We start from the raw sequence: 26,151 nt of genomic DNA on the forward strand, positions 1-26,151 counted from the left end.
CCGGCTTCCTGCTCCAGCTGCTGGCCCGGATCGATGACGTCGACAACGGCGAAGTGTTCTTCGTCGGTGCGGCGGACGCACTGGCACGTCGTCCACTGGCCGAACTCGTGCCCGAGCACTTCCCGCACCTGGCTCCACTGGCCGCCGAACTGACCGGCACCACCCCGGCGTTCTCGATCGCCAAGGCCGAGGCGCTCATCGGGTGGCGCCCGCAGCATTCCTGGCGCACCGAGCTCAGGGAATAGCGACGAGGGCCGGGACGGCCCCACCACACCAGTTGATCGAAGCAGTTCAACGCAGCACGTGAACGCACCACAGGAAGGAGGGCCGGGATTCCCGGCCCTCCTTCGTGCTCCCGCTGAAACGTCTTTTCCTGCTTCCGCCGGAACCCTCATTCGTGCTGCCGACCAATTTCACCGTCGAGAACACCACCATCGAGGGGCACGGCCCCAACAGGGATGAGATCAACCCCGAGTCAAGCTCGAACGTTCAGACACGCAGTCCGAGCGCATAACGAAGGGGCCCAGTTCGAATGAACTGGGCCCCTTCGCGTGCGCCGCTCTACAGCTGCAGCGGGACCGGCCGGGCGATGCCGTGGACGGAGACCGTCGGCCAGCGGTCGTCGACAGTGAGGACGTCGATCGCGTCCTCGCGGTCCCCGTCGAACACGACGGTGTCCTCGACCTTCACTCCGAGGCCGAGCGCCGCCGAGTACGCGCTCGGGTTCCATGCAAATGCCTGACCGTTGCGGATGGTGTCCGGCACCTGTTCGGTGAGTCTGGGGTCTCGGCCCACATATCCGGCGGCGCCTCCCTGATGGTGTCGCGTCCACTCCTGTGCGTGGAAGCCCCGTCGCGGGTAGGCCTCTCGGATCAGCGGAAGCACAGCGGACAGCGGCCGGCCGTCCTCCAAGTCGGAGAAGATGTCGGATTCGACGTCGAGGAGCTTGGATTCGAGCTCCAGCTCGCCGTCCGCGGGCTCGCCGAACCGCACCCACCGAGTGACATTGGCGATGAGGCCATGCCTCCGGGCGGAGGTCACGAGCATGGCTCTGCGCCCGAGCAGAGCTTCCGTGGGCAGAGGGTGGCGATGGTGCGCCCGGGATTCACCCGAGGCCAGCAGCACCAAAGGCTCAGCTCCCTTGGACCGGAGGTTCCCGGCCAGAGCCGCGCTCAGGTCGCACTCGCGCATCCCCGGTTCGGCATTGCCGAGCACATCGGTCATCGCCGCCGCCGCATCCCGGCACAGCGCCCGGTAGCGGTCGAGCTCGCCGGCGAGCAGCACTGCGCGGGCGGATCTGAGCTCGCTCGCGTGCTCGACCTCGGCTCCGATCGTCCAGGTCTTTGACCCAGCGACGGAGTCGACGAAGCTGTTCAACGGTTCGAACCAGGGGACGGGACGGACGGCGATGAAATCGTCGTCGGTCACGGAGGCGGGAACCTCCTCGGCGAGGATCCGCTCGACTTCGTTCGAGTAGATCCCCAGGTGTATGCGGTCACGGGTGACCAGAGCCATGAGGATCGGATCCCCGGCAGCGCTCACGGTCACCCGTGCCCCGGCGAGAAGCCAGGACAGGCTTCCCGCCGAGGTGAGGACCAGGGCATCGAGACCACGATCGCTCAGGATCGCTGCGATGCGGGAGTGCTTGGCTGCCACCTCGGCGGGAGTGCCTGATGTCATTGTCAACCTTTCCAATCGGTGCGGACGGGGCTCGTCATCATCAGTTGAGGCCGACCAGTCCCGGCAGCGCCAGGGACAGCTGCGGCACGAACACCACGACGAAGAGCAGGATGATCAGCACCACGAAGAACGGCAGAAGCGCCTTGGCGACCTGTTCGAACCTCGCACCGGCAATCTTGACTCCGACGAACAGGGTCACACCGACGGGCGGTGTGATCGTGCCCAGGCACAGGTTGAAGGTCACCAGGATGCCGAAGTGGATCGGGTCGATGCCGAGTTCGGTCACGATCGGGAGGAACACCGGGACGAAGATGAGGATCGCCGGGGTCGGGTCGAGGATCGTCCCGATGAGGAGCAGGATGATCGTGATCATCACCATGATGACGACAGTGTTGTCCGTCAGCGAGAGGATTCCCTCGGTGATCACCGAGGGCAGACCGGACACGGCCATGGCCCAGCTCATGATCGACGAGACCGCGACCAGGAAGATGATGATGACTGTGGTCGTCGTGGCGTTGAGGATGATCCCAGGCAGATCCCGAACCGTGATGGCCTTGTAGACGAATCCGAGGATCAGGGCGTAGGTGACGGCGATCGCTGCGGATTCCGTCGGCGTGAAGAAGCCGATGAGAATACCTCCGATGACCACGACGATCATGAGGATCGAGGGAACCGCACGCAGCAGTGTGGTCGTCACGACCTTCACCGAGGGCTTCTCCGTGTCGCGCAGCTCCGGCTTCTTCCGCGTGAGGAACCAGACCACGGCGATGCAGCCGAGCATCCACAGGATCCCGGGGAGGTATCCGGCCATGAACAACGCCGCCACCGAGGTGCCGGAGACCAGGGAATAGACGATGAGAGTGTTCGACGGCGGGATGAGCATTCCCGACGGCGCCGAGGCGACGTTGGCCGCCGCTGCGAACGGAGTCGAATACCCCTGCGCCTTCTGCTTGGGTCCGACGACGCTGCCGACCGCAGCCGCCGACGCGACTGCTGCACCCGAGACCGAGCCGAACAGGGCGTTCGCGACGACATTCGTCTGCGCCAACGAACCGGGCATCCGGCCGACGATGACGCCGGCGGCGTCGATCAGGCGCCCCGCGATGCCACCGTTGTTCATCAGTGAGCCGGCGAGGACGAAGAACGGGATTGCCAACAGCGTGACCGAGTTGACCCCGGAGACCATGCGCTGCGCGGCGATGAACGAGCCCTCTTCGAAACCGATCGACATGATGATCGTGATGAACGAGGACACACCGAGGGCGACTGCCACGGGAACGCGGCACAGGACGAGGACAAGCAGGAGGCCGATGAGAATCGTGCCGAAGATGATTGGATCGATCATGTCATGCCACCTCGGGAATGTCGTCAGGATGGTCGTCGGGCAGTCCGCGGCCGTGGCTGGCTTCGACGATGTGATAGAAGCTGAAGTAGCAGGTGATGAGTCCGGCCAGAGGCAGCATGAGGAAGACCATGCCGAAGCTCAGCGGGAACCCGGAGATGTTCTGACTCCAGGTGAGGAACACACCGCGGGTGCCGCCGTAGACGAGCACTGCGGCGGAGAAGAGGAACGCCAGGGAGTGGATGCCGATCTCGAGCGCCTTTGACTTGTGCAGGCCGATGACGCCCATGAGGAAGTCGACGGCGATGTGTTCCTTGAGGCCGAACAGCAGGGCCGTGCCCGCGAGCGCGAGCCAGACGAACAGGTACTGCGCGGTGGGTGTCGTCCAGGTCAGCGGTGACTGCAGGACCTGCCTGGTGAAGACCTGGAGGACGACGACGATGACGAGCGAGGCGAAGAGCGCCACGCACAGCAGCTGCAGGACGCGGACGAGGGCATTGAAGAGTGCGGTCATGGCTTCTTCTCCTGGATCTTCTCGTAGATCTCGCGATTCTTCGGATCTTCGAGGTTCGCTTCGAGAACCGGCATCAGACGTTTCCGGAAAGCGGCCTCATCGACCTCGGTGAGGGTCGCACCGTCATCGAGCGCGGTCTGCTTCATGGTCTCCGTCTCCTCGAGCCACAGCTTCGTGTCGAGCGTCATGGTCTCGTCCCATTCGGCGTCGAAGATCTTGCGGTCGGCCGCGGACATGGAGTTGAGGCTGTCGGTGTTGATGACCAGGTAGTCGGTGCCGATCTGGTGCTGGGTCATCGACATGTACGGGGCCACCTGGTAGTGGCCGGTCGTCACATAGGAGACGATGTTGTTCTCGGCCCCGTCGATGATGCCTGACTGGACCGAGGTGTAGACCTCGCCGTAGGACAGCGGCGTGGGTGATGCGCCCATCGCGTTGACGATGTCGATCATCAGCGGCGATTCCTGGACGCGCAGTTTGAGACCGTCGAGATCCGCAGGCGTGGTCACTCCGGCTTCCGTCGTGTACACATTCCGGTACCCCTGCGTGAAGCCGCCGAGCACTGTGAGCCCGTCGCTGTCCTCGAGGGAGGTGTAGAGCTCGTTCATCAGCGTGTCATCGCTGAGCACGCTCATCTGGTGCTCGATCGACTCAAAGAAGTACGGGCTGCCATAGAGCGCGAAGTCGGGGTTGAGGTTCTCCAACAGGGTGCCGGAGGCGACCATGAGGTCGACGCTGCCGTCCTCGGCCATCTGCACGGTGTCCTGCTGGGACCCGAGAGTGCCGTTCGCGTTGACCTTGATGTTCCAGCGACCGTCGGTCTCCTGGGCCAGGCGGTCCGCGAAGTCTTCGAGCGCCCGGAACGAGGGGTGCTCCTCGGATTGGTCGAGTGCCAGCACGAGTGTGCCGCCCTCAGCTGTGCCTGAGTTCTGATCGCCGCCGGCGTCACACGCTGTCAACGACAGGGTGACGCCGAGAGCGGCGATCGCACTCAGCAGTCGTACGTTGGCCATGTTCCCTCTAAACTCTTCGTCGAATCCGTCCGGTGCCTGCGGTGTGCCGCCTCGTTGTGAAGCACCGCCCATTGTGAAGCAACCGGGCTTGTGATATGGGTCTCGCTGAATTCCTGTGCCAACGTTAATGAGGATGACCGATGCATGTCCAAGATGAATTGAACATGAATTGATACCCTCAACGCATAGTGCCGGTGATGCCGCTCGCGCATCGGCGAATCCACTCTTCGCATTGGACGCGCTTCGTCGGTGGCCCTAGTCTCACAGGGACACCACTATTTCGGTTCAGCGCCGCCGATCGTCGCGGCTGACACCGGCGAGGAGACCGAGCGATGACCGTGACCGACACCAGCCCCGCCGACTTCCCCGGTGCCTCCACCTCGTCCATCACCCGGATCGAGGCCTGGAGAGTGGCGTTTCCGGTCGAGGATCGGCGGGATGCCGCCGCGTCCGCAGATGCCGACCCGTTCAATGCGGCATCTCCCACGTTCGTCGAGATCGAGTCCCTCATCCTCAGGGTCACCACCTCCGACGGGATCCACGGCTGGGGCGAGTGCTTCGGCCACCGGTCCAATCCGGCCACGATGGCCGCACTGCAGAGCATGGTCATTCCCTTCGCTCTGGGGCGCGGGGACGACCCGCAGGAGTTCTCCACCGCAGCCTCCAGGACATTCCACCCATTCGGTCGCGGCGGACCGGTCGCCTACGCCGCATCCGGCGTCGACATCGCACTGTGGGACATCGCAGCGAAACGTGCCGGCCTCCCTCTGCGACGACTCCTCAACGTCGAGACCGCCACAGACGAGATCACAGGCTATGCCAGCCTGCCGAGTTTCATGGGTGAATCGGCTCCCCTGCAGGAGGCGGTCGCTGCGCTCAGGGAACGCGGATTCACGCACTTCAAACTCCATGAGACGGCGTCGAAGCCCATGGCTGAACTCATCGCGGCCGAACCCGACCTGTCAATCGCCACCGACATGAACGGCCATTGGGATCACAGGGACATCGAGACGGTGATCGCCGAGTATGCGCACCTCGGCCTCTGGTTCCTCGAAGAGCCCGCATTCCCCGTCAGTGATATGGGTGCGATGGCCGCACTGCGCGAAGCAGGCATCCTCACCGCTGCCGGCGAGAACGCCGGCGACGTGGAAGACCTCCTGCACCCGAGCACACTCGCCGGCCTGAGCATCATTCAGCCGAGCGCGGGCAAGATCGGCGGCGTCTCGGCGCTCGAGCGCATCTATGCGGCGACGTCGGGCGGCAGTCAGCAGGTCATGCCCCATTGCTATTACTACGGTCCCGCCTTCTTCGCGACGGCGCAGGTCATCGCGGCACATCCCGAATACCCGCAGATCATGGAGAGCCCCTATTTCAACTGGCTCGACACGCTTCATCCCCTGCAGCAGTGCACGGCGAATGTCACTCTGCCCGCCGAGGTGGGGCTCGGCTTCGACATGAACGTCGCCGCAGTGGGTGAGCGGATCATCGATTCGTTCAGCAGCTGACCCGCCGAGGACTCACCGGTGCGGTTGTGCACCGGTGAGTCCTCGGCGGGTCGCCTCGGCGAATGCTCCGACTATGTGAACGTACCGACGATCAGTCGTCGTCTGTGGAGGTCGGCATGTCGACTTTCGCGGTCTCCTTGGACAAGAGCACACCGATCAGCGACACGACCGCGATCGCGATGAGGAAGAACGCGGGGGAATGGGAGTTCCCGGTCTTCGCGATCAGCCAGGTGGCGATGTACGGGGCCACGCCGCCGAAGACCACCGCTCCGATGTTGAACGGAAGCGCGAACCCGAGGTACCGCGAACGGGTCGCGAACGTCTCCGCGAAGAATGACGGGAACACCGCATCGTTGAAGGAGAACAGCAGCAGGGCCACGATCAGGACGACGAGGGCGACCACGAAGCTTCCCGAGGACAAAACGATCATGATCGGATACGACAGAACGATGAACGCAATGCAGGCACCGAGCAGTGCCCGCTTCCGGCCGATCCTGTCGGACAGTGCCGCTGTCACGGGAATCATCACCGTGTAGACGACAAGGGCGATCGTCACCACCAGGCTCGCCTGCGCCTGCGGCATTCCCGCCTCCTCCACCAGGTAGGTCGGGGTGTAGCTGAGCAGCAGGTAATACGCACCTGCATTCAGCGCCATGACACAGAGGAGTCGGAGCATGCCCGGGACGCTCGCCCGGAAACGGTCGCGCTTCCTCTGCAGCTCTTTCGCTGCGTCATTGGCGCGACGATCCTGGGCGTACCTGTCCATGACCTCTTTGAAGTACGGGGTCTCTTCGAGGCGAAAGCGCAGGTACAGGCCGACGGCGCCGAGCGGGCCCGCGATCAGGAACGGCAGACGCCAACCCCACGATTCCATCGCATCGCTCGGCAGGACTGTGAACAGGACGGTCGACATCCCTGAGGCCAGCAGGAAGCCGGCCGATGCCGCCATCGGGACAACGCTGGTGAGGAATCCTCTGCTCCGGTTCGGAGAGAACTCGGCGATATAGATCCCAGCGCCTGCATACTCTCCCGAGGCCGAGAAGCTCTGGATCATCCTGAGCAGGAGCAGCAGCGCCGGGGCAAACAGGCCGATCGTGGCGTAACTGGGGATGATTCCGATGAGGAAGGTCGAGCCCGACATCAGGATGATGGTGGTCGCCAGCACCCTCTTTCGCCCGATCCGGTCGCCCAGTGACCCCCACACGAACGCGCCGATGGGACGGACGACGAAGGACAGAGCGAAGATGGCGAACGTGTTGAGGAGGCTGACTGTCGGGTCTTCGGAGGGGAAGAACACCACCGCGATGACGGTGGCCAGGTATGAGTACGACGCATAGTCCAGGTATTCGATCAGTGTGCCGAGGCCGCCGGCAGCCACCACCCTGCGCAGCGTCCTTCTTCTCTCATCCTCGGTCTTCACCTGTGTCGCTTCCATGACAATCAGTCCTCGGGTCGGGGCCGTAACGGCCGTCACAACTTTGTGTCGTCCCACTGTGCTCGCGAGATGCGAGCCAGGTCCATGTCCACGGCGGACATTCCCGCTCGTGAGGTTGTGAACAATGGCGAATCACCGAGGAAATGCTCAAGCTCTGTTGCAGGGATCCAGTGGCGGGTCGAGCCGACCATCTCATGACAGTTCGCCGATTCCCCTGGCCTTGAGCGCGAGCCACAGCTCAGTCTGCGTGTCGATGCTGTCGAGGTCCCGAGCGAGGAGCTGCGCGATCTTCTGCACCCGGTTGCGCACTGTGTGCCGGTGAACGTTCAAGCGGTGGGCGCACGCCTCGATCGAGCGATTCTCGACGAGCCACATGTGCAGGGTCTCCAGCAGCGCCTCTCCGTTGGCCGAGCTTTCGATTGGCTCGAGCACAGCATCGGAGAACGCCTTCCTGTACTCCGAGTCCGCGGTCTGCAGGAGGAACCGATGAGAAGCGCCGTCGACGTAGTTGATGGGCGTTCCCGCCTTCCTGCTCGTCTCCATCGCCGAGGTGGCTTGTCGCAGGGTTGTCGCCGAATTGCCCGGACTCACGGCCGTCCCGATTCCGACGGCGTCCGGGAGGCCGAACTCCGTCACCGCCGAGGTGGGATCAGTGCCGACGAGGCATTCGACCACTCGGCCCTGCTGGCGGATCAGCGGTGTGGCGAGGATGTATGCTAGGTCGTCCACGACGACCTCGGCCCGCAGCTCGGATTCGGTTGATACGACCACGCCTCTGATCAGGGTCCAATCCACACCCAGATTCCGCAGGAAGTACGCTGCCCGGCGGTCACCGTCGATGTCCTGCAGCCGAGCGATGTTCTGGGCGCGACGCTTCCGGTCCACTTCGCTCAGGAACCACCTGCGTTCATATTCGAGAGCCAGCATGGCCCGCAGCGAGGACACAGTGATGACGGCTTCCTCCCGATCGGATTCGCCGCAGATCAGGTATCCGCGAACGGTCGTCTCACCGGCGAAGGCTGTCGCTTCGAAGCTCTGGCCGTCTGCATCGATCCGCCTCGAGTCACCGAGCGACGGCGGGTCCTCGAGCACTCGTTCACCCAAGACCTGTGCCGATTCGGCCGAGACGCCCGAGTTTCGTCCGACGATCCGGCCGACTCTGTCGATCACGACTGCCGGCTGACCCGTTGCCTGCAGCCAGCCGCTCAGCAGTTCGTCGACTCCGCGCCCCCTGGTCACGATTCCCGTCAATCTCTGCTGCAGAGCGAATGACGCCTGATAGAGCAGACGTTGCGAGGTCGCGACTCTGTCGACCACATGGCGGAGAATTGTCGCGAATGACGGTTCGCCGGAGACGCTGATGAGACTCAGATCCTTCTCTCGAGCCATACCGATCAAGAAATCGGGAACGGACTCCAGTGGCAGCTGGGGACCGATGGCGATGACGAGCCCCGCGACATCAGAACTGAGCAGATCGCCGATGAAGACTTCCCAGTGGTGCTCATCGGCGCCCAGGAGAAGCGCCGACGTCATCACCAAGTCGCCTTGACGAAGCCACTGCCCGGGCTGAGGGAACTCCACACTGTGCGGCATGTTGACCGGGGTCTCGAACTTCGATCCTCGGTTGAGCACGGTCGCATCTATTCCAGCGATGGCGGAAAGTTCCGCGACGGTAGGAGAGGCTCCCTTCGGCGATGACCCTTTTTGCGTTGACTCCTTTGGCATAGCGGCAATGCTACCGATGCCCGCTGGAATCTTCTCCCCTCAGCTCTACCTCTCGGAGAATTCGGATTCCTCGTTTGTCCATAGGGGCGATTGTTGGAGGTGATTCCGCGACCGTACGGTGGCAGTGCACTGAACAACCGAGGGCGTCACCGCCTCCTCGAGCCAAGCACGAAGGGAAGATCATGATCGGTCAGAACGAGTACTACGACGGACAAGTCCGCAGCCTGGAGTTCGCCAACGAACAGGGGAAATTCACGGTCGGTGTGATGGAGCCCGGCGAGTGGACCTTCGAGGCGCCGACTCGGGAATGGATGATCCTCACCCGTGGAAGCTGGGACGTCCAGCTGCCGGGCCGTGACGATTGGAAGACCTTCAACGAAGGCGAATCCTTCCAGATCGAAGGCGACGAATCCTTCACCGTGCGGATCAGCGACACAGTGGCCTACCTCTGCCCCTACACCTGATCAATAGTCCGAATACGAGCAGGAAGGGCTGCGAATCATAGGATTCGCAGCCCTTCCTGCTTTCGTTCGAGCGACCTCTCAGACGGGATAGACGATTTCTGTGCCGGTGAGCGATGGCGCAGCTGAAGGACTCCGCAGAGCTCGGCGGTCGAACAGTTCGACCGGGCGTCCGACTGTCCGTTGGAGTTCGTCACCGAGTGCGAAGAATGAAGCGAAGTCCCGCTGCGCCTCGGGCGCGAATTCGACGAGGAAGGTGATGCTGCTCGTCGGCGATGCCTCGTCGTCGAGCAGATCAGACCCGGTGATGCGCAGAGTGGCGACCCCGAACCGCTCGCAGACACGAGCGATCTCGGAGTGATCGATTGGCAGGAGCCGCGCCATTCCTCCAGTGTGGCATGGCCAGGTGACTCCGTGTGCTGGCCGGCCGCCGCTCATACCCTCGACGTTCCTTCAGGTGCCCTCTAGCATGAGCCCATGCGAGCACTGATTCTCACGTTCGGCACCAAAGGCGATATCGAGCCCTATATCGCTCTGGCCGCTGAGCTGGATGCCGCGGGACATGAAGCGACCATCGGTACCGCCGAGGGGTTCGAGGCGGATGTGCGCGAGCTCGGAGTCAACTTCGTCTCGAGCAATACGCGCATGCTTGAGCTGGTGCAGAGCGCCCTTCCAACAATGGCGGGTCCCAGCGATCTGGTGAAGACTCTCAAAGCGATGACTGAGAGCATGCGCGAAGCCTTCGACGACCAGCTCCGCGCCGTGCGCAGCACTCGTCCGGACATCATCGTCTACCACCCGAAGTGTCTGGGTGCACCGCATCTGGCCGAATACCTCGGCATTCCTGCGGTTCTGTCGATTCCCCTGCCCTTCTACACCAGGACTTCGGCCTACCCGATCCCATTCATCCCGGAATCGATGGGGGCCGGGCTCAACCGGATCAGCTACGAGCTGCGGCGTGCCAGTTCGCTCATGTACGGCGGGATGATCAACGACTTCCGGCACCAGCTCGGTCTCAGGGCACTGTCGCGTTGGGCGGATCCGCTGCTCAATCCGGACGGCAGCCCGGTGGAGATCCTCTACCCGTACTCGCGGCATGTCGTTCCGGTCCCCACCGACTATCCGCCTACAGCTCACGTCACGGGATACTGGTTCACGGGCCGTGGGGCTAGGTGGAAACCCCCGCCGGAACTCAGTGAGTTCCTGGGACGCGGAGAACCACCCCTCTACATCGGCTTCGGGTCCATGGGATTCGGCAAAGGTGCCCACGAACGCGGAGCCGCAATCACCTCGGCGGTGAAATCCCTCGATGTCCGCGCAATCGTCGCCACCGGCTGGGGTGGGGTGATGATTGACGGGACCGACGACGTCCTCGTGGTCGAGGGTGCGCCACACGACTGGCTGTTCCCACGAGTATCCGCAGTCGTCCATCACGGCGGGGCCGGCACGACGGGAGTCGGGCTGGCCTCCGGCAGGCCGACTTTGGTCTGCCCGTTCCTCGGCGACCAATCGTTCTGGGCGAACCGGGTCTACGAGTTGGGAGCAGGACCGCTTCCCCTGCCGCGATCGGAGATCTCGGCTGACAGCCTCGCCGAGCGGATCACGGATCTCCTGTCGACGAGGTCCTACCGCGACACATCGGCCCACTTGGCGAAGCAGATCTCCACCGAGGACGGGCCCCGCCGTGCGGTCGAGATCCTGGAACGTCTCGTGTGACGCCTGACGACCTTCGACGCACCTTCACGCACCGATAACGGCAAAGAGACCGCTATGGCATCAATAGGCGTAAATCACCCCTGTGGAAGTGGAGAAACAGTGGCTAATGAGGTGTTTTGCCGAGCGGAAGGTTGGCGTTACGGCTAAAGGGACGTACTGCCGAGCGGAAGGCTGACGCTACGGCTAAAGGGACGTACTGCGGAGCCGAAGGTTCCGGATCCGCGGCCGCGCATCTCACCGCAGCTTGGCAGTCACCTCGGCGGCGGCGTCGACGACCCGCTCGATGAGGGGCTCGGCGTCCTGAGCGTAGGACTCCTCGGAGATCGACAGGCCGATGGCGGCGATCGGACGGGAGAGCACGTCGTGGACGGGGGCGGCGATCGTCGAGATGCCGGGAGTGACCTCACCATGCTCGATCGCCCAGCCGGCACGCCTGGTTTGGGCGAGCAGTGCATTGAGCTGCTTGACCGAGGTCGGTCCCTTGCCCGTGCGGGTGACGAATCCGGTCTCGGACTGGAGCATCGCCAGCACCTCGGACTTGGGCAGGTTGGCGAGGATCGCCCGGCCCGTCGCCGTGAGATAACTGGGCATGCGCACACCGGTCGCGGTGATGACGGCGACCGACTTCAGCGACTGCTCCTTGAGCACGTAGACGGTCTCCCACCCGCGGATGACCGCGAGCTGCGCCGTCGCGGAGGTCTCCTCCGCCAGCTGCCGCACGACCGGCTGGGCAAGTCGCTGCAAGGGGTTCGTGCGCAGGTAGGACGCGCCGAGCTCGTGGACGCCGGCGCCGAGCACATAACCGGATTCGGCGCGGGCGACGAGCCCGAGTTCCTCGAGCACGGTGAGCAGCTCATAGGCGCTCGAGCGCGGGATCTCGAGTCCGCGCACGAGTGCCCCCGCGGAGATCGGGCGGTTCGAGGCAGCAAGGTGCCTGAGGATCGCGACCGATCTCCGCAGGGCGGGCACTTCAGGCATGGCCGGCGTTCTCCATGCCCAGCGCCGCGAAGGCCTGCGCGTACAGCTCGGAGATCTCGCCGAGCTCGGTGTGGACGCCGGCGCGCACCCGCACCTGGCCGCCGCTGACCGTCGTGTGGACGTCGGCGGCGGTGGCGGTGAGGATGATCTGCTCCCCGACCGAACCGAACGTGCGCATGCTGTCGGTGCTCAGCGCGATGAAGTCACACGCCTTGCCCGCCTCCAGCGAACCGACCGGCAGTTCGAGGCTCTTCGCCCCACCCTCGGTCAGGGAGGCGATGAGCTCGGCCGGGGAGAATCGTCCCCGCTGTCCGGTGCGCAGACGTTCGCCGGCCTCCATGCCCTGGGTCTCCCGCAGGGCGTCGAGGACGACGTGCTGGTCGGAGCCGATCGCGATGGTCGCTCCAGCATCGGCGAGTTCGCGGGCCGGACCGATTCCGTCGGCCAGATCGGCCTCCGTGCACGGGCACATGACGATTGATGCCCGCGCCTGCCCGAGGGACGCGATGTCCTCGTCGCTCAGGTGCGTGGCGTGGACGGCCGAGAGGTCCGTCGTGACGACGCCGGCACGGTCGAGGACCTGCGTCGGGGTCGTACCGTAGGCAGACTGGCAGGCCTCGTTCTCCGCCGGCTGCTCGGACAGGTGCACGTGCACCGGGCCGCTCAGCTCGGTGAAGCGGGGCAGGTTCGCAGCCGGGACCGCGCGGATCGAGTGGATCGCCGCGCCGACATGGACGTAGCTCTCTCCCGGTGCCCCAACGGGGAACTCGGTGGCGAAGTCGTCCGCCAGCGAAGCGTGCCGGTCCATGTAGCCGTCGATCGTGCCGTCACCGAACCGCGCCTGCTCGGCCGAGAGCTCGGTGTCGATGCCGCCGGTGAGGTAGCAGGTGTCGAGCAGTCGGATCCGCAATCCCGCCGAGGCGGCCGCTCGAGCCAGCGCCCGTTCCATCGCGTGAGCGCGCGAGTCAGCGTCCGCCCCGTAGGGCGTGCCGTCGGCGGTGTGGTGGACGTAGTGGAACTCGCCCACCGAGGTGTAGCCCCCGGCGAGCATCTCCGCGAAGACGGCCCGGGCGACGGTCTCGTAGTTCGCGGGGCTCAGCTTCGCGGCGACGGAGTACATGACCTCGCGCCAGGTCCAGAACGTGCCGCCGTCCCCGTGGGTGCGGCCGCGCAGGATCCGGTGGAAGGCGTGGGAGTGGGCGTTGACTCCACCGGGCAGGGTGAACCCGGGAACCACCTCGGCGCCGGTGGGCGCAGAGGCGATCCCGGTCTCGACCGAGGTCAGGGTGCCGGTTTCATCGCAGGTGAGGAGGACGCCGGAGGCGACCGCCCCGTCGACCCAGGCCGACTCGCACCAATACTGAGTGCTCATCGGCCACCCCCGGAGGAATCGGCGGCCGACCCAGCCGAACTGCCAGAACCGGCCTCGGCCCCGAGCTCACGCTCGAGCACGGCGGCCAGTGCCTGGACGCCGACGCGTGCGTCGTCGTCCTCGCAGGCCTCTTCCGGAGCGTGCGAGACGCCGGTCGGGTTGCGCACGTAGAGCATCGCCGAGGGCACGTGCGGGGCAAGGATGCCTGCATCGTGACCGGCGCCCGAGGGCAGCATCGGCGCGGTCGGCAGGACCGAGCGCAGCCGCTCATTGAGCTCGGCGGTGAAGAACGTCGTCGGTGAGTAGGACTCCTGGGAAATGCTCACCTCGGCGCCGGTGTCGGTCGCGTGCTCCTTGGCCCGGGCGGAGATCGCCTCGAGCACGCGGGTGACGACCGCGTCGTCGGCATGACGGATGTCGAGCCAGAAGCTCATGGACGAGGCGATGACGTTCGTCCCGCCCGGGTGGATGAGCGTGCGGCCGACGGTGGCGACGGCGCGCGCATCCGCTGCGGCGGCGAGCACCGGGATGTCGCCGATGACGCGGGAGGCCGCGACGACCGGGTCGGCCCGGTGGCTCATCGGGGTGGTGCCGGCGTGGTTGCCCTGACCCGAGAACGCGAAGTGCCAGCGGCCGTGGCCGATGATCGACGATCCGATCGCCACCGGCTCGTCGGTGCCCGCAAGCCCGATGCCCTGTTCGACGTGGAGTTCGATGAACGAGCCGATTCCCGCCAGTCGCGACTGGTCCTCACCGATCCGGTTCGGGTCGAGGCCGTAGCCCGTCGCGACGTCGGCTAACGTGTCAGCGTTCGCGTCCTTGAGGCCCAGCGCCCGGTCGGCGTCGATCGCGCCGGTGATCAGGCGCGATCCGAGGCAGGCCACACCGAAGCGTGAGCCCTCCTCTTCCGGGAACACGGCCAGGGCCAGCGGGCGCTGGGCCCGATCGAGAGCACCGGAGGACTTGAGCTCGTCGAAGGCCGCCAGCGCCGAGGCGACGCCCAGGGGGCCGTCGAACGCGCCGCCGCCGGGTACGGAGTCGAGGTGCGACCCCGTGACGACGGCGTTCTCACCTGGGCTGGTCGCCCACGCCCAGGTGATGCCGTTCGCGTCGACCTCGGTGTCCATGCCCCGAGCATCCGCCTCGGCGAGGAACCATTCCCGCAGCTCTCGTTCGGTCGAGGAGAACCCGGGACGCTGGTAGCCGGGGCCACGGGAGTCGCGGCCCGTGTCCTCGATCTGGGCCAGGAGGGATACGACGTCGCTCATGTCAGTTCGCTTCGTCGGCGAGGTTGCCCAGAGCGGTGAACTCGGGATTGTTGACGGCGGCCGATCCGCCCTGGGGCAGCCAGGTTCCGGCGGTCTCGGTGACGGTGTGCGTCAGCGGCGCGACGGCTTCGGCGGCGGCCACGAGACTGCCGTCCTTGACCTTGGCGATGGTCTCGGCCAGCTCCGGCGACAGGAACCGGTCGGGGCCGGGGCCGGGCACGGTTTCGCGGATCTTGGCGATGACGGCGCCGGTGACGGGTGCTGGGGCGACCTCACGCATGTCGCAGGCGCGGGCGGCGGCGTAGAGCTCGATGCCGACGACGCTGGCGAGGTTGTCGACGACCTTGCGCAGCTTGCGGGCGGCGGACCAGCCCATCGACACGTGGTCTTCCTGCATCGCCGAGGACGGGATCGAGTCCACCGAGGCGGGGGCGGCGTTGCGCTTGGCCTCGGAGACCATCGCGGCCTGGGTGTAGTGGGCGATCATTAGGCCCGAGTCGACGCCGGCGTCCTCGGCGAGGAACGGGGTCAGGTCCTGGTTGCGGTCGCGGTCCATCATCCGGTCGGTGCGGCGCTCGGACATCGAGGCGACGTCGGCGGCGACGATGGCGAGGAAGTCCAGCGCGTGGGCCAGCGGCGCACCGTGGAAGTTTCCGTTCGAGGACACCTGGCCGTTGGTGAGTACGACCGGGTTGTCGATGGCCGAGCGCAGCTCACGCTCGGCGACCTGGATCGCGAAGGCGACGGCGTCACGGGCGGCGCCGTTGACCTGCGGGGCGCAGCGCATCGAGTAGGCGTCCTGGACCAGGTGGGTGGAGTCGCGGTGGCTGGCAACGATCTCGGAGTCCTTGAGTGCGGCGAGCATGTTCGCCGCCGAGGCTGCCTGACCGTCGTGCGGGCGCAGCGCATAGTGAAGGGCCGGTTCGAACACGGCGTCGGTGCCGAAGAGGCCTTCGATGCTCATCGCCGCTGAGACGTCGACGGCGGTGAGGAGGTTCTCGAGGTCGGTGAGCGCGAGGATGAGCATGCCGAGCATGCCGTCGGTGCCGTTGACCAGCGCCAGACCTTCTTTCTCGGCGAGGGTGACGGGGGTGATTCCCGCCTCGGCGAGGACGTCGGCGGCGGGACGGGCGACGCCATCGGGACCGGCGGCCACACCTTCGCCCATGACGACGAGGGCGCAGGCCGACAGGGGTGCGAGGTCACCGGAGCAGCCGAGCGAACCGTATTCGTGGACGACCGGGGTGATGCCGGCGTTGAGCATGTCGACATAGGTCTGGAGGACCTCGCGGCGGACACCGGTGCGGCCGGTGGCCAGGGTGCGGGCGCGCAGCAGCATGAGGGCGCGGACGACCTCGCGCTCGACGGGCTCGCCGACGCCGGCGGCGTGGGAGCGGATGAGCGACTTCTGCAGCTGAGTGCGCAGCTCGGCCGGGATGTGACGCTGGGCCAGCGCGCCGAAGCCGGTGGAGACACCGTAGACGGGCTTCGGAGCCGCGGCGAGGGCGTCGATGGCTTCGCGGTACTTCGCGACGCGGGCCAGGGTGGTCTCGCTCAGGCTGACTTTGGCGTCGTTGCGGGCGACGTCGACGACCTGCGCGAAGGTGAGGGTATCGGGATCAAGATCGATGAAGACGGACATCAGATGCCTTTCGGTGGTGGTGCTGTGGTTGATTTGCGTGGTGAAGAGCAGTTGGCGGTGGGTGGACGGTCAGTCAGAAATGCGTGCGGCTGCTTCAGAGGAGCAGGTGGGCCAGCGGGGCGGCGATGAGGATCGTGAGGACGACCCTCTCGAACCAGATGACCACCAGGGTGCCCACGCCGATCGGGATCTCGGTGGCGAGGATCGACGGGACCATGGCGGAGAAGAAGATGATCCCCGACACGGAAACCACGGCGATCGTGAACCGGAGGACCAGGTCCTCGGAACCGGCGACCTGGGTGGCGGGCAGGAACATCTCCACCAGCCCCAGGGCTGACGCCTTGCCGGCCAGGATCGGATCGGAGAGCTGGGTGACCCAGGTGAACGGCACGAAGATGTAGCCGAGGAAGTCGAAGATCGGGGTGAACTTCGCCAGCAGGAGGCCGATCAGGCCGACCGAGAGGATCGAGGGCAGGATCGAGGACGCCATGAGCAGCCCGTCGCGCAGGTTCGACCACAGGTTGACCCCGAGGCTCGGGGTCTCCCGCAGCGTCGCCTTCGCTTCCCTCCAGGCCACGCCGAGGCGGTTCTTCGTCACCTTCTCCTCCGGTTGCGGCGTCGCGGACGGGTAGTAGTCGTCCTTGATCATCCGCAGCGGCGGGATCTGCACGGTGATCGCAGTGACGATGAACGTCACGGCGAGGGTGAAGAAGAAGTAGAGCAGCCAGTGGTCCATGAGGTCGAGCGTCTTGGCGACCACGATCATGAAGGTCGCCGAGACGGTCGAGAACCCGGTCGCGATGATCGTGGCCTCGCGGGCCGTGTACTTGCCCTCCTTGTACACCCGGTTGGTGATGAGCAGCCCCAGCGAGTAACTGCCGACGAATGAGGCGACCGCGTCGATGGCGGAGCGACCGGGGGTCCTGAAGACAGGGCGCATGATCGGCTGCACGAGCACGCCGATGAACTCCATCAGACCGTAGCCGACCAGCAGCGCCAGGAAGATCGCTCCGACGGGAACGATGAGTCCGACCGGGATGACCAGTTTGTCCCACAGGAAAGGTCCGATGTCCTCGGCGGCGAGCCATGCCGGCGGGCTGGTGAGGATCAGGATCGCCACGACGAGACCGACGATGTTGAGGAACGAGAAGATCCCCTTCGTCACCGAACTCTTCCAACTCCCGGTGAGGAACGGACGGACCGCTCCAACCAGGATGAGGGCTAGCACGATGAACGGCACGACCGGCGCCAGGTATGTCCGGATCGCCGTCACGATGTGGTCGAGCAGGATCGTCGAGCTCTCCCCGATCGTGACGGGAACGAAGAACATGACGATGCCGATGGCACTGTAGGCGAAGAATCGCCAAGCGCCCAGGGGCTTCGTCTCTCTGCTCGTGGTGTCCATGATTCTCCTTCGAATCCTGTGGTTCAGAGTCGCGGGCGGTTGTCGGCGACGAATTCGCCGCCGGCCACAACCCGCTCGACGAGGTGGACGCCGGGGCGGTAGGACAGGTGACGGTAGCTGGGGGCGTCGAGGACGACGAGGTCAGCACGGGCACCGGCGCCGAGGTGACCGACATCGGTGCGCTGCAGGGCGAGCGCCCCACCGGCGGTGGCGGCCCAGACCGCCTGATCGACGGTGAAGTGCATGTCACGCACAGCCAGGGCGATGCAGAACGGGAGGCTGTTGGTGAAACAGGATCCCGGGTTGCAGTCCGAGGCGATCGCCAGGGTCACTCCGGCAGCCAGGTAGCGCCTGGCGTCGGGGTAGGGCTGACGGGTGGAGAACTCCACGCCCGGCAGCAGGGTGACGATGGTGCCGGCGGCGGCCAGAGCGGCGAGGTCCTCATCGGAGGCGAACGTCGCATGGTCGACGGAGATGCAGCCGAGCTCGGCGCCCAGCTTGAGGGCCCCACCGTCGGTGAGCTGGTTGGCGTGCAGGCGCGGCTTCATCCCCGCGGCCTTGCCGGCCTCGACGATGCGGCGGGTCTGGTCCTCGTCGAAGGCGCCCTTCTCGCAGAACACGTCGATCCACTTGGCCTGTCCGGCGGCGGCCGGGATGATCTCGTCAATGACGAGGTCGACATAGGCCTCGGGGTTCTCTTTGAACTCCGGTGGCACGACGTGGGCGGCGATGAGGGTCGACTCCTCGGTGTGCCGGTTGATGATGTTCAGCGCCCGGATCTCATCGTCGAGGGTCAGCCCGTACCCGGTCTTGATCTCGAAGGTCGTCGTTCCCTGCCGGGTGGCCTGGTCGAGGAGGTGGACGAGGTTGGCCTCGAGCTCCTCATCGGTGGCCGCACGGGTGGCCGCGACGGTGGTGGCGATGCCACCGGCCGAGTACTTCTCACCGGCCATGCGGGCGGCGAACTCGGCCGAGCGGTCACCCGCGAAGATCAGGTGATTGTGGCTGTCGACGAAGCCCGGGATGACGGCTTTGCCGCCGAGATCGGTGGTCTCGACATTCGCCGAGGCGGTTGTGCCGGCGGAACCGGCGCCCAGGTGCGCGAGGGTAGCGTCCGCCTCGGCGGCGGGACCCGACCAGGCAACCCGCTCACCGTCGATGATGATCGCAGCGTCGGTGATGACGTTCAGCTGACCCACCTCGGTGGTGGGATGGGTGGAGGCGTTCGCCTCGTCGGTGCCGTGGACCGCCGAGGTGCTGGCCGAGGTGGCGTTGGTGACGAGTTCGCTGATGCCGGTGATGAGCTGCAACGGGCTGCCTTTCGCAGAAGGGTTTTACGGGTCAACGTCCGAAGTCCCATCACATTCGGTGCCATACATCTGTTTCAGAACTGATGTATAGCACCAAATGTGATGGGAGACGGGATCACTGTGCGGCGGACTCTTCGTCGCGCTTGTCGAGCTCGGGCACCATCGGGATGCGCATGCCGCGCTCCGCGGCGACGTCGGCGGCCCGGTCGTAGCCGGCGTCGACGTGGCGGATGACGCCCATGCCCGGGTCGTTGGTCAGCAGGCGGGCGAGCTTCTGCGCCGCAAGATCGCTGCCATCGGCGACGGAGACCTGGCCGGCGTGGATGGAGCGGCCGATGCCGACGCCACCACCATGGTGGATGGAGACCCAGGTGGCACCTGAGGAGGTGTTCACGAGGGCGTTGAGCAGCGGCCAGTCGGCGACTGCGTCGGTGCCGTCGAGCATCGCCTCGGTCTCGCGGTAGGGGCTGGCGACCGAACCGGAGTCGAGGTGGTCACGGCCGATGACAATGGGCGCGGAGACCTTGCCTTCGGCGACGAGCTGGTTGAACAGCAGGCCGGCCTGGTGGCGCTCCTTGTATCCGAGCCAGCAGATGCGGGCGGGCAGGCCCTCGAACTCGACGTATTCCTGGGCGGCGTCGAGCCAGCGGTGCAGTCCCTCGTTCTCGGGGAAGAGCTCCTTGAGTGCGTTGTCGGTGACTTCGATGTCCTTGGGATCGCCGGACAGGGCGACCCAGCGGAACGGTCCGAGGCCTTCGCAGAAGAGCGGGCGGATGTAAGCCGGGACGAAGCCGGGGAATTCGAATGCGCGCTCGTAGCCGGCCTTGCGGGCTTCGTCGCGGATCGAGTTGCCGTAGTCGAACACCTCGGCGCCGCGGTCCTGGAATTCGACCATGGCCTTGACGTGCTTGCCCATGGCCTCCTGGGCGCGGAGGGTGAACTTCTCGGCGTCCTGCTCGGCCTCTTCCTGCCAGTCATCGACGCTCACGCCGATGGGCAGGTAGGACAGCGGGTCGTGGGCCGAGGTCTGGTCGGTGACGATGTCGACCTCTGCGGCTTCGGGGCGCTCGAGGATGAGGGGCAGGATCTCGGCGGCGTTGCCGACGAGTCCGACTGACAGGGCCTGCTTGTTCTTCTTGGCCTCGATGACCTTGGCAAGGGCGGCGTCGAGGTCGGTTTCAACCTCGTCGAGGTAGCGCTTGGACTGGCGACGGTCGAGGCGGGTCTTGTCGACGTCGATGATCAGGCAGGCGCCGCCGTTGAGGGTCACGGCCAGGGGCTGGGCTCCGCCCATGCCGCCGCAGCCGCCGGTGATGGTCAGGGTGCCGGCCAGCGTGCCGTCGTAGCGCTTCTTGGCGATCGCGGCGAAGGTCTCGTAGGTGCCCTGGAGGATGCCCTGGGTGGCGATGTAGATCCAGGAGCCGGCGGTCATCTGGCCGTACATCATCAGGCCTTCGGCCTCGAGGTGGCGGAAGTGCTCCCAGTTGGCCCAGTCGCCGACGAGGTTGGAGTTGGCGATGATCACGCGGGGCGCCCATTCGTGGGTGCGCAGGACCGCAACCGGCTTTCCGGACTGGACGAGGAGGGTCTCGTCGGCCTCGAGGTCATCGAGGGTCCGCACGATCGCGTCGTAGGCTTCCCAGGAGCGAGCCGCACGACCGGTGCCGCCGTAGACGACGAGGTCTTCGGGGCGCTCGGCGACCTCGGGGTCGAGGTTGTTCATGAGCATGCGCTTGGCGGCTTCGGTCTGCCAGTTCTTGGCGGTGATCTCGGTGCCGCGGTCGGCGCGGATCTCACGAGACGGATCATGCTGGGTGAATGTCTGCTTGGTGGTGGTGTCCGAAGTTTCGGAGGTGGCGGTCATGTGGCTCTCCCTTGTCGTCGTGGCTGTCGTGCTGAGCGGTGCTGCGTGGCGAGTCAGTGGTTTTCTCACTGAATCTTCCGGCGTTCCGAGTGGTGATCCGGCGGCGTCTTCACTGCCTACATCAACCATTCTGGACCACGTCAAGCGCTCCTGGAGCCGTTTGGGAGAACTACTGTCCGATATTTCGGACGACATAAATTGGGTCGAATTTACACGGGAAGAGGTCTTGCCGGGAACTTTGCGGGCCATCGTCGAGGCGCCTCGAGATCGCCGCAGGTCCGAGGACCTGTGGAGGCAGGGAGTTCACCTCGGACAGCCCGAACTGCCGTCTTGCTCTGGTTGCCGCAACCCGTCCACTGCGTCGGCCGCGGTTCCCGCCACTCCGCTGAACGCGCGACTCGTCCGGACTCTCGGACGGCCCGGTCCGGACTCTCGGACGGCCCCTGCCGGGTCGAAGGGAGAGCCCCGTCAGTCCGAACGGACCGCCGAATCCGTGCCGACCCTCTCGGCCTTCTGCTCGCGGCTCGCCGCTCTCCGAGCCAACACCAGATACACGACCACCATGACGCCGACGCTGAAGATCACGATCAGTTGACTCTCCACGAACCCGGCGATGATGAATGACACCGCCACGATCGCCCCGTTGATGAGGGCATACGGCAGCTGAGTCTTCACGTGGTCGACGAGGTCGGTGCCGGCACCGGTGGATGCCAGGATCGTCGAATCCGAGATCGGCGAACAGTGATCGCCGAAGATTCCTCCGGACAGCACCGCTCCGATGCAGACGAGCACGGGGGCGTCCAGTCCGAAGGCGACCGGGATCGCCAGCGGGATCATGATGGCGAACGTTCCCCATGAACTGCCGGTCGCGAACGACATTGCGGCGGCGCAGATGAAGATGAGGACCGGGACCAGGGATGCGGGGACTGTTCCCGCCATCATCTCCACGAGGAAGTTCGCGGTGCCCATCTGTTCGAGCAGCCCACCCAACGTCCACGCGAGAACGAGGATCAGCACGACGCTGATCATCTTCTCCATGCCCTTGACATAGCCGCCCAGAATCTCGCCGATGCTCTTCACCTTGAAGATCAGCATCAGAGCGATGAGCACAATCGCCGCAAACAGATACGCGGTGCTCAATGCGGCCCTGAACTCTTCACCGGGGACCGGTTCGACCGGGAATCCCATCGTGGAGAGGATGCCGAAGAGCGTGACGAACAGGACGAGCAGCGGAAGCCAGATGACAATGGGCCGGCTTCCCTCTGTCATCGAGTCGGCGCTGTCCGACTCGCTCCGGCGCAATGGCTTCGAATTGGGCCAGTAGAGCTCCCCGGTGTCTCGCACCCGCTGGTCGGCCTGGCGCATCGCACCGAAGTCGGTCTTCGTCAGCGCAACAACCGGGATGGCCGATACCGCGAGAATCGCATAGAACTGATACGGAATCGCTCCGATGAACACGGAGAGCTCCGATGTCCCGAGACCTTCTCGATCGAATTCCTCACGAATGAGACCCATGATGTAGATGCCCCAGCCGATGAACGGGATGAGCACAGCCACCGGCGAGGAGGTGGAATCCAGAATCCATGCCAGCTTCTCCCGCGACAGCCGGAGCTTGTCGAAGATCTTCTCGAAGACCGGCCCGACGATGAGCGGGGTTCCGAGGTCGGAGAAGAAGATGAGCAGGCCGCCGAGCCAGGCTGCCAGCTGTCCTTTGCCACGGCTGTCGATGAAGCGGGCCGCCTTGGCCGCAAGTGCCGCTCCCCCTCCCGACCGCTCGACCAAGGCGACGAAGCCGCCGATGAAGAACAGCAGGATCATCACTCCGGCGTTGTAGCTGTCCGTGACGACCGGCGCGAAGTGATCTGTCACCAGACTCATCGTTGTGCTCACCGGGTTCGGGCCCACGATCACGAGCAGTCCGACGAAGATTCCGACGAAAAGCGCGACAACGACGTTTCTGAGCAGCACGGCGAGTGCGATTGCCAGAATCGGTGGGATCAGCGAGACGATGCCCATGTGTTCCATGCGTGGATATTCCTCTTCATTGCAGGTGCGTGGCGGCACCGATTCGGGTCTGCCGCAGTGATCGGCGAATCTACGTTAGCGAATGTGCGAGCCGCGAGGTTTCATCGCCCTCGGTGTGAGATCGGAGCGACAACGGTCACAGTCACGTCGGGTCGGCGCTCTGTGGACTGGCTCCGCTGGGCGGTGGCGGAGATTTCAGCGAAGCACAATCGGCAGCAGCAGGATCGGCGGACTGCGGCCTAAGATGACGGACTATAGGCGAGACTGACAAGACACCATGCATAGGACCGAGGTTCCGGCCCAGGTGCGGGGACCAGGTTCGAAGGACGCCGGTCGCGCGTCGAAGGAGGTCGACATGCTGAAGAAGAACGTCGCCGAGGGAATCCACTGCATCGAGGACTCTCACGTCAACTGGTTCATCGTCGAAGACGACACCGGGATCACCATTGTCGACGCCGGGCTGCCCACCAGTTGGGCGTCGCTGAACGAAGCTCTGATCGAGCTCGACAGGCGCCCCCAGGACATCAAGGCCATCGTCCTGACTCATGGTCACTTCGACCACATCGGCATCGCCGAACGACTGCGTTCTGCTCTCGACATCCCCGTCTACATCCATGAGAACGACATTCCCCTCACCCGTCACCCACGCCAGTACGGCCGGGATCGGCCGCTGACCTGGTATCTGTTGACCCAGATCAAAGCCCTGCCGATCGCGGCCGGATTCCTCAAGAACCGCGCGTGGTGGCCGAAACCGATCACTACGGTCCAGCCCATCGTCGAATCGCCGCTGCCGGTGCCCGGCCGCCCCCACGTCCTGTTCACCCCTGGGCACACGCTCGGCCACTGCTCGCTGCATTTCCCCGACCGGGACACGGTGATCGCCGGAGACGCAGTCGTGACTCTGAATCCGTATCGGGGCACGACGGGACCGCAGATCGTCTCCGGGGCCGCCACCGTCGACCCTGCTCGGGCACTGAAATCCTTGGATGCGATCGCAGAGACGGGTGCCGGAACCGTCCTTGTCGGCCACGGCGACGAATGGACATCGGGAGCCGAACGGCTGGTCGAAGCCGCCCGCCTCCGCGGCGCCTCCTGACGCCGAATGCCGAGCTTCGACTGAACTGTGCCGATGTCACGACGGAGGTCCCGGTGATTTCCGCGAGGCAACTCAGACCGTTGACCCCCTCATACCCCGGTGATAATTTCGTCACACTAACTCGCAAGACCACTTGAGGTTAGGGGTAGAGATGAGCCACCCGGAACCGCGGCCGGAACCAACGACCGCTGAATTGATCACACGCCTGTCGGAGCAGACTTCCCGACTGGTCCGAGACGAGATGCGGTTGGCTCGGGCAGAGCTCACCGCGAAGGCGAAGCAGGGTGGAACCGGCGCGGGCTTCATGGGCGCCGGTGGAATCCTCGCCCTGTTCGGCTTCGGAGCGCTGATCGCCACAGCCATCCTCGCTCTGGCTCTCGTCCTGCCCGCCTGGGCCGCGGCCCTGATCGTCACGGTCGTGCTGTTCATCGCCGCGGGCATCGCAGCGATGGTGGGCAAGAAGAAGGTGGAGGACCTCTCACCGACTCCAGAACGAACCATGACAAACCTCAATCGAGACGTCGCCGAAGTGAAGGAGAGCAGCCGACATGACCAGCTCTGATCGTGACCCGCAGGCACCGAAGCCGCCGAACGAGGCAGGCATTCCGAGTGCAGCTGTCCCCGCCGGCGACACACCTCCGGCTGCCGGACAGGCCGGCAACGAGGTGCCCGGCACTGCTGAGCCCTACCAGGATCCGAAACGGCCGGCCAGGGATTCGGAGCCTTCACACGAGTCCTCGGACACACTGATCGTTCCTCCCAGTTCGGCAACGCCGACCACCGGCCGGTCCCGCGGCACGACCTCGCCGGAACAGGCCGGGACACCCGCCGGGACCCCGTCGACCAAGGGTCCGTCGGCGAACCCCGGCCCGGCTGCGGTGACGGAGTCCCCGCCGGTCGCCGCCCGCCACGCGGCTTTGACCCCCGAACCCGGAAGCGATGCCTCGCCGGAGGAGATCGAGGACGACATCGAGCGCACTCGGCACGACCTCGGCGAGACCGTTGAGGAACTGTCGAAGAGGCTCGACGTCAAAGCACAGGCTCGCGAGCAGCTCGACACCGCGAAGGAGCAGGTCGCGGCGCAGGTCGACCACGCGAAGCGCACCGCCAGCGACTATGCCCAGAAGACGAAGGACACCTTCACGGACGAGACGGGCAAGCCGAACAACAACGCGTGGATCGGGCTGGCGGTCAGCGCTGTGGCCCTCGCCGCCCTCACCGTCGTCCTCATCAAACGCGCCCGCGAATAGATCAGCAGCTCAGACCGGCAGCTTCTGCGGAAAGGAACGAACGATGGCAAAGAAGAAGTCGTCCAACACCTCGGCGAAGATCCTCTATCGTCCCGTCGGGCTGCTCAGCGGCCTCATCAGCGGTGCCCTCGCCGGCGTCGTGTTCAAGCAGGTGTGGAAGCGGGTGACTCCCCAGCACACCGAAGATGCGCCGAAGGCTCTCGAATCCGAGTTCGACGTCAAGGAGATCCTCTTCGCGGCAGCGGTCCAGGGCGCGATCTTCGCCGTGGTCAAGGCTGCCGTCGACCGCGGCGGAGCGCGAGTGTTCCAGCGCCTGACCGGCGAGTGGCCCGGCGACTGAGCCTCGCCCCTCTTCCCTTCGCTTAGGCGCAGCGTCGGTGACGTTGAAGCCCGTCGCCGAGGTGCTGCCTGAGTCATCGAGGTGCCCGTTACATTCATTGTCAAGCAGCAGCCGGGGTCTTCGCCTCGTAGAAGACCCCGTGCTTGACCATCGCGAACATGACATTGAGCCGACGCCTGGCCAGACACATCACAGCAGCATTATGACGCT

Annotated in this window: 22 protein-coding genes and 1 pseudogene; 8 read left to right on the forward strand and 15 right to left on the reverse strand. The window is 65.3% G+C overall.

The window, feature by feature from the left end:
- Nucleotides 1-245: pseudogene (locus tag RIT73_RS16340) on the forward strand (NAD(P)-dependent oxidoreductase); the annotation flags it as partial.
- Nucleotides 246-561: 316 nt separating this feature from the next.
- Here RIT73_RS16340 and RIT73_RS16345 read toward each other — a convergent pair.
- From RIT73_RS16345 to RIT73_RS16360, 4 genes are read right to left on the reverse strand one after another with little or no spacing between them, the layout of a single operon-like run.
- Entirely contained in the window at nt 562-1,680 is a 1,119-nt protein-coding gene (locus RIT73_RS16345) for a M24 family metallopeptidase (protein WP_309133164.1), read from the reverse strand.
- 40 nt (nt 1,681-1,720) lie between these two features.
- Nucleotides 1,721-3,025 carry a TRAP transporter large permease gene (locus tag RIT73_RS16350; protein ID WP_309133165.1) on the reverse strand — a complete coding sequence of 435 codons (1,305 nt, stop codon included), beginning with the start codon at nt 3,023-3,025 and terminating at the stop codon, nt 1,721-1,723.
- Between the two features lies 1 nt (nt 3,026).
- Nucleotides 3,027-3,536: a TRAP transporter small permease gene (locus RIT73_RS16355; RefSeq protein WP_309133166.1), complete on the reverse strand. Its 510-nt coding sequence runs from the start codon at nt 3,534-3,536 to the stop codon at nt 3,027-3,029.
- Nucleotides 3,533-4,549: a TRAP transporter substrate-binding protein gene (locus tag RIT73_RS16360; RefSeq protein WP_309133167.1), complete on the reverse strand. Its 1,017-nt coding sequence runs from the start codon at nt 4,547-4,549 to the stop codon at nt 3,533-3,535. Before RIT73_RS16360 ends, RIT73_RS16355 begins: the two co-directional genes overlap by 4 nt.
- A 332-nt stretch (nt 4,550-4,881) precedes the next feature.
- Between RIT73_RS16360 and RIT73_RS16365 the strand changes: the two genes are divergently transcribed.
- On the forward strand, nt 4,882-6,054 hold the full coding sequence (locus RIT73_RS16365) for a mandelate racemase/muconate lactonizing enzyme family protein (RefSeq protein WP_309133168.1): 1,173 nt from the start codon (nt 4,882-4,884) through the stop codon (nt 6,052-6,054).
- Nucleotides 6,055-6,145: 91 nt separating this feature from the next.
- Here RIT73_RS16365 and RIT73_RS16370 read toward each other — a convergent pair whose 3' ends face one another.
- Together RIT73_RS16370 and RIT73_RS16375 are read right to left on the reverse strand one after the other, a co-directional pair.
- Complete coding sequence (locus RIT73_RS16370) at nt 6,146-7,489, reverse strand: MFS transporter (protein WP_309133169.1); 1,344 nt, start codon at nt 7,487-7,489, stop codon at nt 6,146-6,148.
- 192 nt (nt 7,490-7,681) lie between these two features.
- A complete protein-coding gene (locus tag RIT73_RS16375) occupies nt 7,682-9,214 on the reverse strand; it encodes a helix-turn-helix domain-containing protein (RefSeq protein WP_309133170.1) in 1,533 nt (510 codons plus the stop codon).
- Nucleotides 9,215-9,396: 182 nt separating this feature from the next.
- Here RIT73_RS16375 and RIT73_RS16380 point away from each other — a divergent pair, with 182 nt between their 5' ends.
- Nucleotides 9,397-9,678, forward strand: a complete 282-nt coding sequence (locus tag RIT73_RS16380) for a pyrimidine/purine nucleoside phosphorylase (RefSeq protein WP_309133171.1) — start codon at nt 9,397-9,399, stop codon at nt 9,676-9,678.
- 78 nt (nt 9,679-9,756) lie between these two features.
- Here the strand turns inward: RIT73_RS16380 and RIT73_RS16385 are convergent, their stop codons facing one another.
- Complete coding sequence (locus RIT73_RS16385) at nt 9,757-10,059, reverse strand: hypothetical protein (RefSeq protein WP_309133172.1); 303 nt, start codon at nt 10,057-10,059, stop codon at nt 9,757-9,759.
- A 93-nt stretch (nt 10,060-10,152) separates the two neighbouring features.
- Between RIT73_RS16385 and RIT73_RS16390 the strand changes: the two genes are divergently transcribed.
- Nucleotides 10,153-11,391 carry a glycosyltransferase gene (locus RIT73_RS16390; RefSeq protein WP_309133173.1) on the forward strand — a complete coding sequence of 413 codons (1,239 nt, stop codon included), beginning with the start codon at nt 10,153-10,155 and terminating at the stop codon, nt 11,389-11,391.
- A gap of 234 nt (nt 11,392-11,625) precedes the next feature.
- Here RIT73_RS16390 and RIT73_RS16395 read toward each other — a convergent pair whose 3' ends face one another.
- The 8 genes from RIT73_RS16395 to RIT73_RS16430 all read right to left on the reverse strand — a co-directional run bounded on the left by RIT73_RS16395 (nt 11,626) and on the right by RIT73_RS16430 (nt 23,255).
- Complete coding sequence (locus RIT73_RS16395) at nt 11,626-12,369, reverse strand: IclR family transcriptional regulator (RefSeq protein WP_309133174.1); 744 nt, start codon at nt 12,367-12,369, stop codon at nt 11,626-11,628.
- Nucleotides 12,362-13,741 carry a formimidoylglutamate deiminase gene (locus RIT73_RS16400; RefSeq protein WP_309133175.1) on the reverse strand — a complete coding sequence of 460 codons (1,380 nt, stop codon included), beginning with the start codon at nt 13,739-13,741 and terminating at the stop codon, nt 12,362-12,364. Before RIT73_RS16400 ends, RIT73_RS16395 begins: the two co-directional genes overlap by 8 nt.
- Complete coding sequence (locus tag RIT73_RS16405; protein WP_309133176.1) at nt 13,738-15,009, reverse strand: allantoate amidohydrolase; 1,272 nt, start codon at nt 15,007-15,009, stop codon at nt 13,738-13,740. The genes RIT73_RS16400 and RIT73_RS16405 overlap by 4 nt, the downstream gene beginning before the upstream one ends.
- 1 nt (nt 15,010) lies before the next feature.
- On the reverse strand, nt 15,011-16,651 hold the full coding sequence (hutH, locus tag RIT73_RS16410; RefSeq protein ID WP_309133177.1) for a histidine ammonia-lyase: 1,641 nt from the start codon (nt 16,649-16,651) through the stop codon (nt 15,011-15,013).
- A gap of 94 nt (nt 16,652-16,745) precedes the next feature.
- Nucleotides 16,746-18,056: a YjiH family protein gene (locus RIT73_RS16415; RefSeq protein ID WP_309133178.1), complete on the reverse strand. Its 1,311-nt coding sequence runs from the start codon at nt 18,054-18,056 to the stop codon at nt 16,746-16,748.
- A gap of 23 nt (nt 18,057-18,079) precedes the next feature.
- Nucleotides 18,080-19,366: an imidazolonepropionase gene (hutI, locus tag RIT73_RS16420; protein WP_375295023.1), complete on the reverse strand. Its 1,287-nt coding sequence runs from the start codon at nt 19,364-19,366 to the stop codon at nt 18,080-18,082.
- A gap of 115 nt (nt 19,367-19,481) precedes the next feature.
- Complete coding sequence (hutU, locus tag RIT73_RS16425) at nt 19,482-21,230, reverse strand: urocanate hydratase (RefSeq protein ID WP_309133179.1); 1,749 nt, start codon at nt 21,228-21,230, stop codon at nt 19,482-19,484.
- 468 nt (nt 21,231-21,698) lie between these two features.
- The gene (locus RIT73_RS16430) at nt 21,699-23,255 is read right to left on the reverse strand and encodes a Na+/H+ antiporter NhaC family protein (RefSeq protein ID WP_309133180.1); all 1,557 of its coding nucleotides are present in this window, start codon (nt 23,253-23,255) and stop codon (nt 21,699-21,701) included.
- 355 nt (nt 23,256-23,610) lie between these two features.
- Between RIT73_RS16430 and RIT73_RS16435 the strand changes: the two genes are divergently transcribed.
- From RIT73_RS16435 to RIT73_RS16450, 4 genes are all read left to right on the forward strand, one after another.
- Nucleotides 23,611-24,351 carry an MBL fold metallo-hydrolase gene (locus tag RIT73_RS16435; RefSeq protein WP_309133181.1) on the forward strand — a complete coding sequence of 247 codons (741 nt, stop codon included), beginning with the start codon at nt 23,611-23,613 and terminating at the stop codon, nt 24,349-24,351.
- Between the two features lie 193 nt (nt 24,352-24,544).
- Entirely contained in the window at nt 24,545-24,913 is a 369-nt protein-coding gene (locus RIT73_RS16440) for a phage holin family protein (RefSeq protein ID WP_309133182.1), read from the forward strand.
- Nucleotides 24,900-25,601, forward strand: coding sequence for a DUF3618 domain-containing protein (locus RIT73_RS16445; RefSeq protein ID WP_309133183.1), 702 nt, complete (start codon nt 24,900-24,902; stop codon nt 25,599-25,601). Before RIT73_RS16440 ends, RIT73_RS16445 begins: the two co-directional genes overlap by 14 nt.
- 43 nt (nt 25,602-25,644) lie before the next feature.
- Nucleotides 25,645-25,941: a DUF4235 domain-containing protein gene (locus tag RIT73_RS16450; RefSeq protein WP_309133184.1), complete on the forward strand. Its 297-nt coding sequence runs from the start codon at nt 25,645-25,647 to the stop codon at nt 25,939-25,941.
- The last annotated feature ends 210 nt before the right edge of the window (nt 25,942-26,151 follow it).

The organism is Brevibacterium sp. (genome assembly GCF_031179145.1).
Classification (GTDB): Bacteria; Actinomycetota; Actinomycetes; order Actinomycetales; family Brevibacteriaceae; genus Brevibacterium.

Bases quoted from the DNA above. Each gene is read 5' to 3' on its own strand.
- RIT73_RS16390 (WP_309133173.1), top strand. From the start codon at position 10,153: ATGCGAGCACTGATTCTCACGTTCGGCACCAAAGGCGATATCGAGCCC.
- RIT73_RS16385 (WP_309133172.1), bottom strand. From the start codon at position 10,059: ATGGCGCGGCTCCTGCCAATCGATCACTCCGAGATCGCTCGTGTCTGC.
- hutU (WP_309133179.1), bottom strand. From the start codon at position 21,230: ATGACCGCCACCTCCGAAACTTCGGACACCACCACCAAGCAGACATTC.
- RIT73_RS16355 (WP_309133166.1), bottom strand. From the start codon at position 3,536: ATGACCGCACTCTTCAATGCCCTCGTCCGCGTCCTGCAGCTGCTGTGC.
- RIT73_RS16370 (WP_309133169.1), bottom strand. From the start codon at position 7,489: ATGGAAGCGACACAGGTGAAGACCGAGGATGAGAGAAGAAGGACGCTG.
- RIT73_RS16450 (WP_309133184.1), top strand. From the start codon at position 25,645: ATGGCAAAGAAGAAGTCGTCCAACACCTCGGCGAAGATCCTCTATCGT.
- RIT73_RS16365 (WP_309133168.1), top strand. From the start codon at position 4,882: ATGACCGTGACCGACACCAGCCCCGCCGACTTCCCCGGTGCCTCCACC.
- RIT73_RS16435 (WP_309133181.1), top strand. From the start codon at position 23,611: ATGCTGAAGAAGAACGTCGCCGAGGGAATCCACTGCATCGAGGACTCT.
- RIT73_RS16405 (WP_309133176.1), bottom strand. From the start codon at position 15,009: ATGAGCGACGTCGTATCCCTCCTGGCCCAGATCGAGGACACGGGCCGC.
- RIT73_RS16375 (WP_309133170.1), bottom strand. From the start codon at position 9,214: ATGCCAAAGGAGTCAACGCAAAAAGGGTCATCGCCGAAGGGAGCCTCT.
- RIT73_RS16430 (WP_309133180.1), bottom strand. From the start codon at position 23,255: ATGGAACACATGGGCATCGTCTCGCTGATCCCACCGATTCTGGCAATC.
- RIT73_RS16345 (WP_309133164.1), bottom strand. From the start codon at position 1,680: ATGACATCAGGCACTCCCGCCGAGGTGGCAGCCAAGCACTCCCGCATC.
- RIT73_RS16360 (WP_309133167.1), bottom strand. From the start codon at position 4,549: ATGGCCAACGTACGACTGCTGAGTGCGATCGCCGCTCTCGGCGTCACC.
- RIT73_RS16380 (WP_309133171.1), top strand. From the start codon at position 9,397: ATGATCGGTCAGAACGAGTACTACGACGGACAAGTCCGCAGCCTGGAG.
- RIT73_RS16445 (WP_309133183.1), top strand. From the start codon at position 24,900: ATGACCAGCTCTGATCGTGACCCGCAGGCACCGAAGCCGCCGAACGAG.
- RIT73_RS16395 (WP_309133174.1), bottom strand. From the start codon at position 12,369: ATGCCTGAAGTGCCCGCCCTGCGGAGATCGGTCGCGATCCTCAGGCAC.
- RIT73_RS16415 (WP_309133178.1), bottom strand. From the start codon at position 18,056: ATGGACACCACGAGCAGAGAGACGAAGCCCCTGGGCGCTTGGCGATTC.
- RIT73_RS16400 (WP_309133175.1), bottom strand. From the start codon at position 13,741: ATGAGCACTCAGTATTGGTGCGAGTCGGCCTGGGTCGACGGGGCGGTC.
- RIT73_RS16350 (WP_309133165.1), bottom strand. From the start codon at position 3,025: ATGATCGATCCAATCATCTTCGGCACGATTCTCATCGGCCTCCTGCTT.
- hutH (WP_309133177.1), bottom strand. From the start codon at position 16,651: ATGTCCGTCTTCATCGATCTTGATCCCGATACCCTCACCTTCGCGCAG.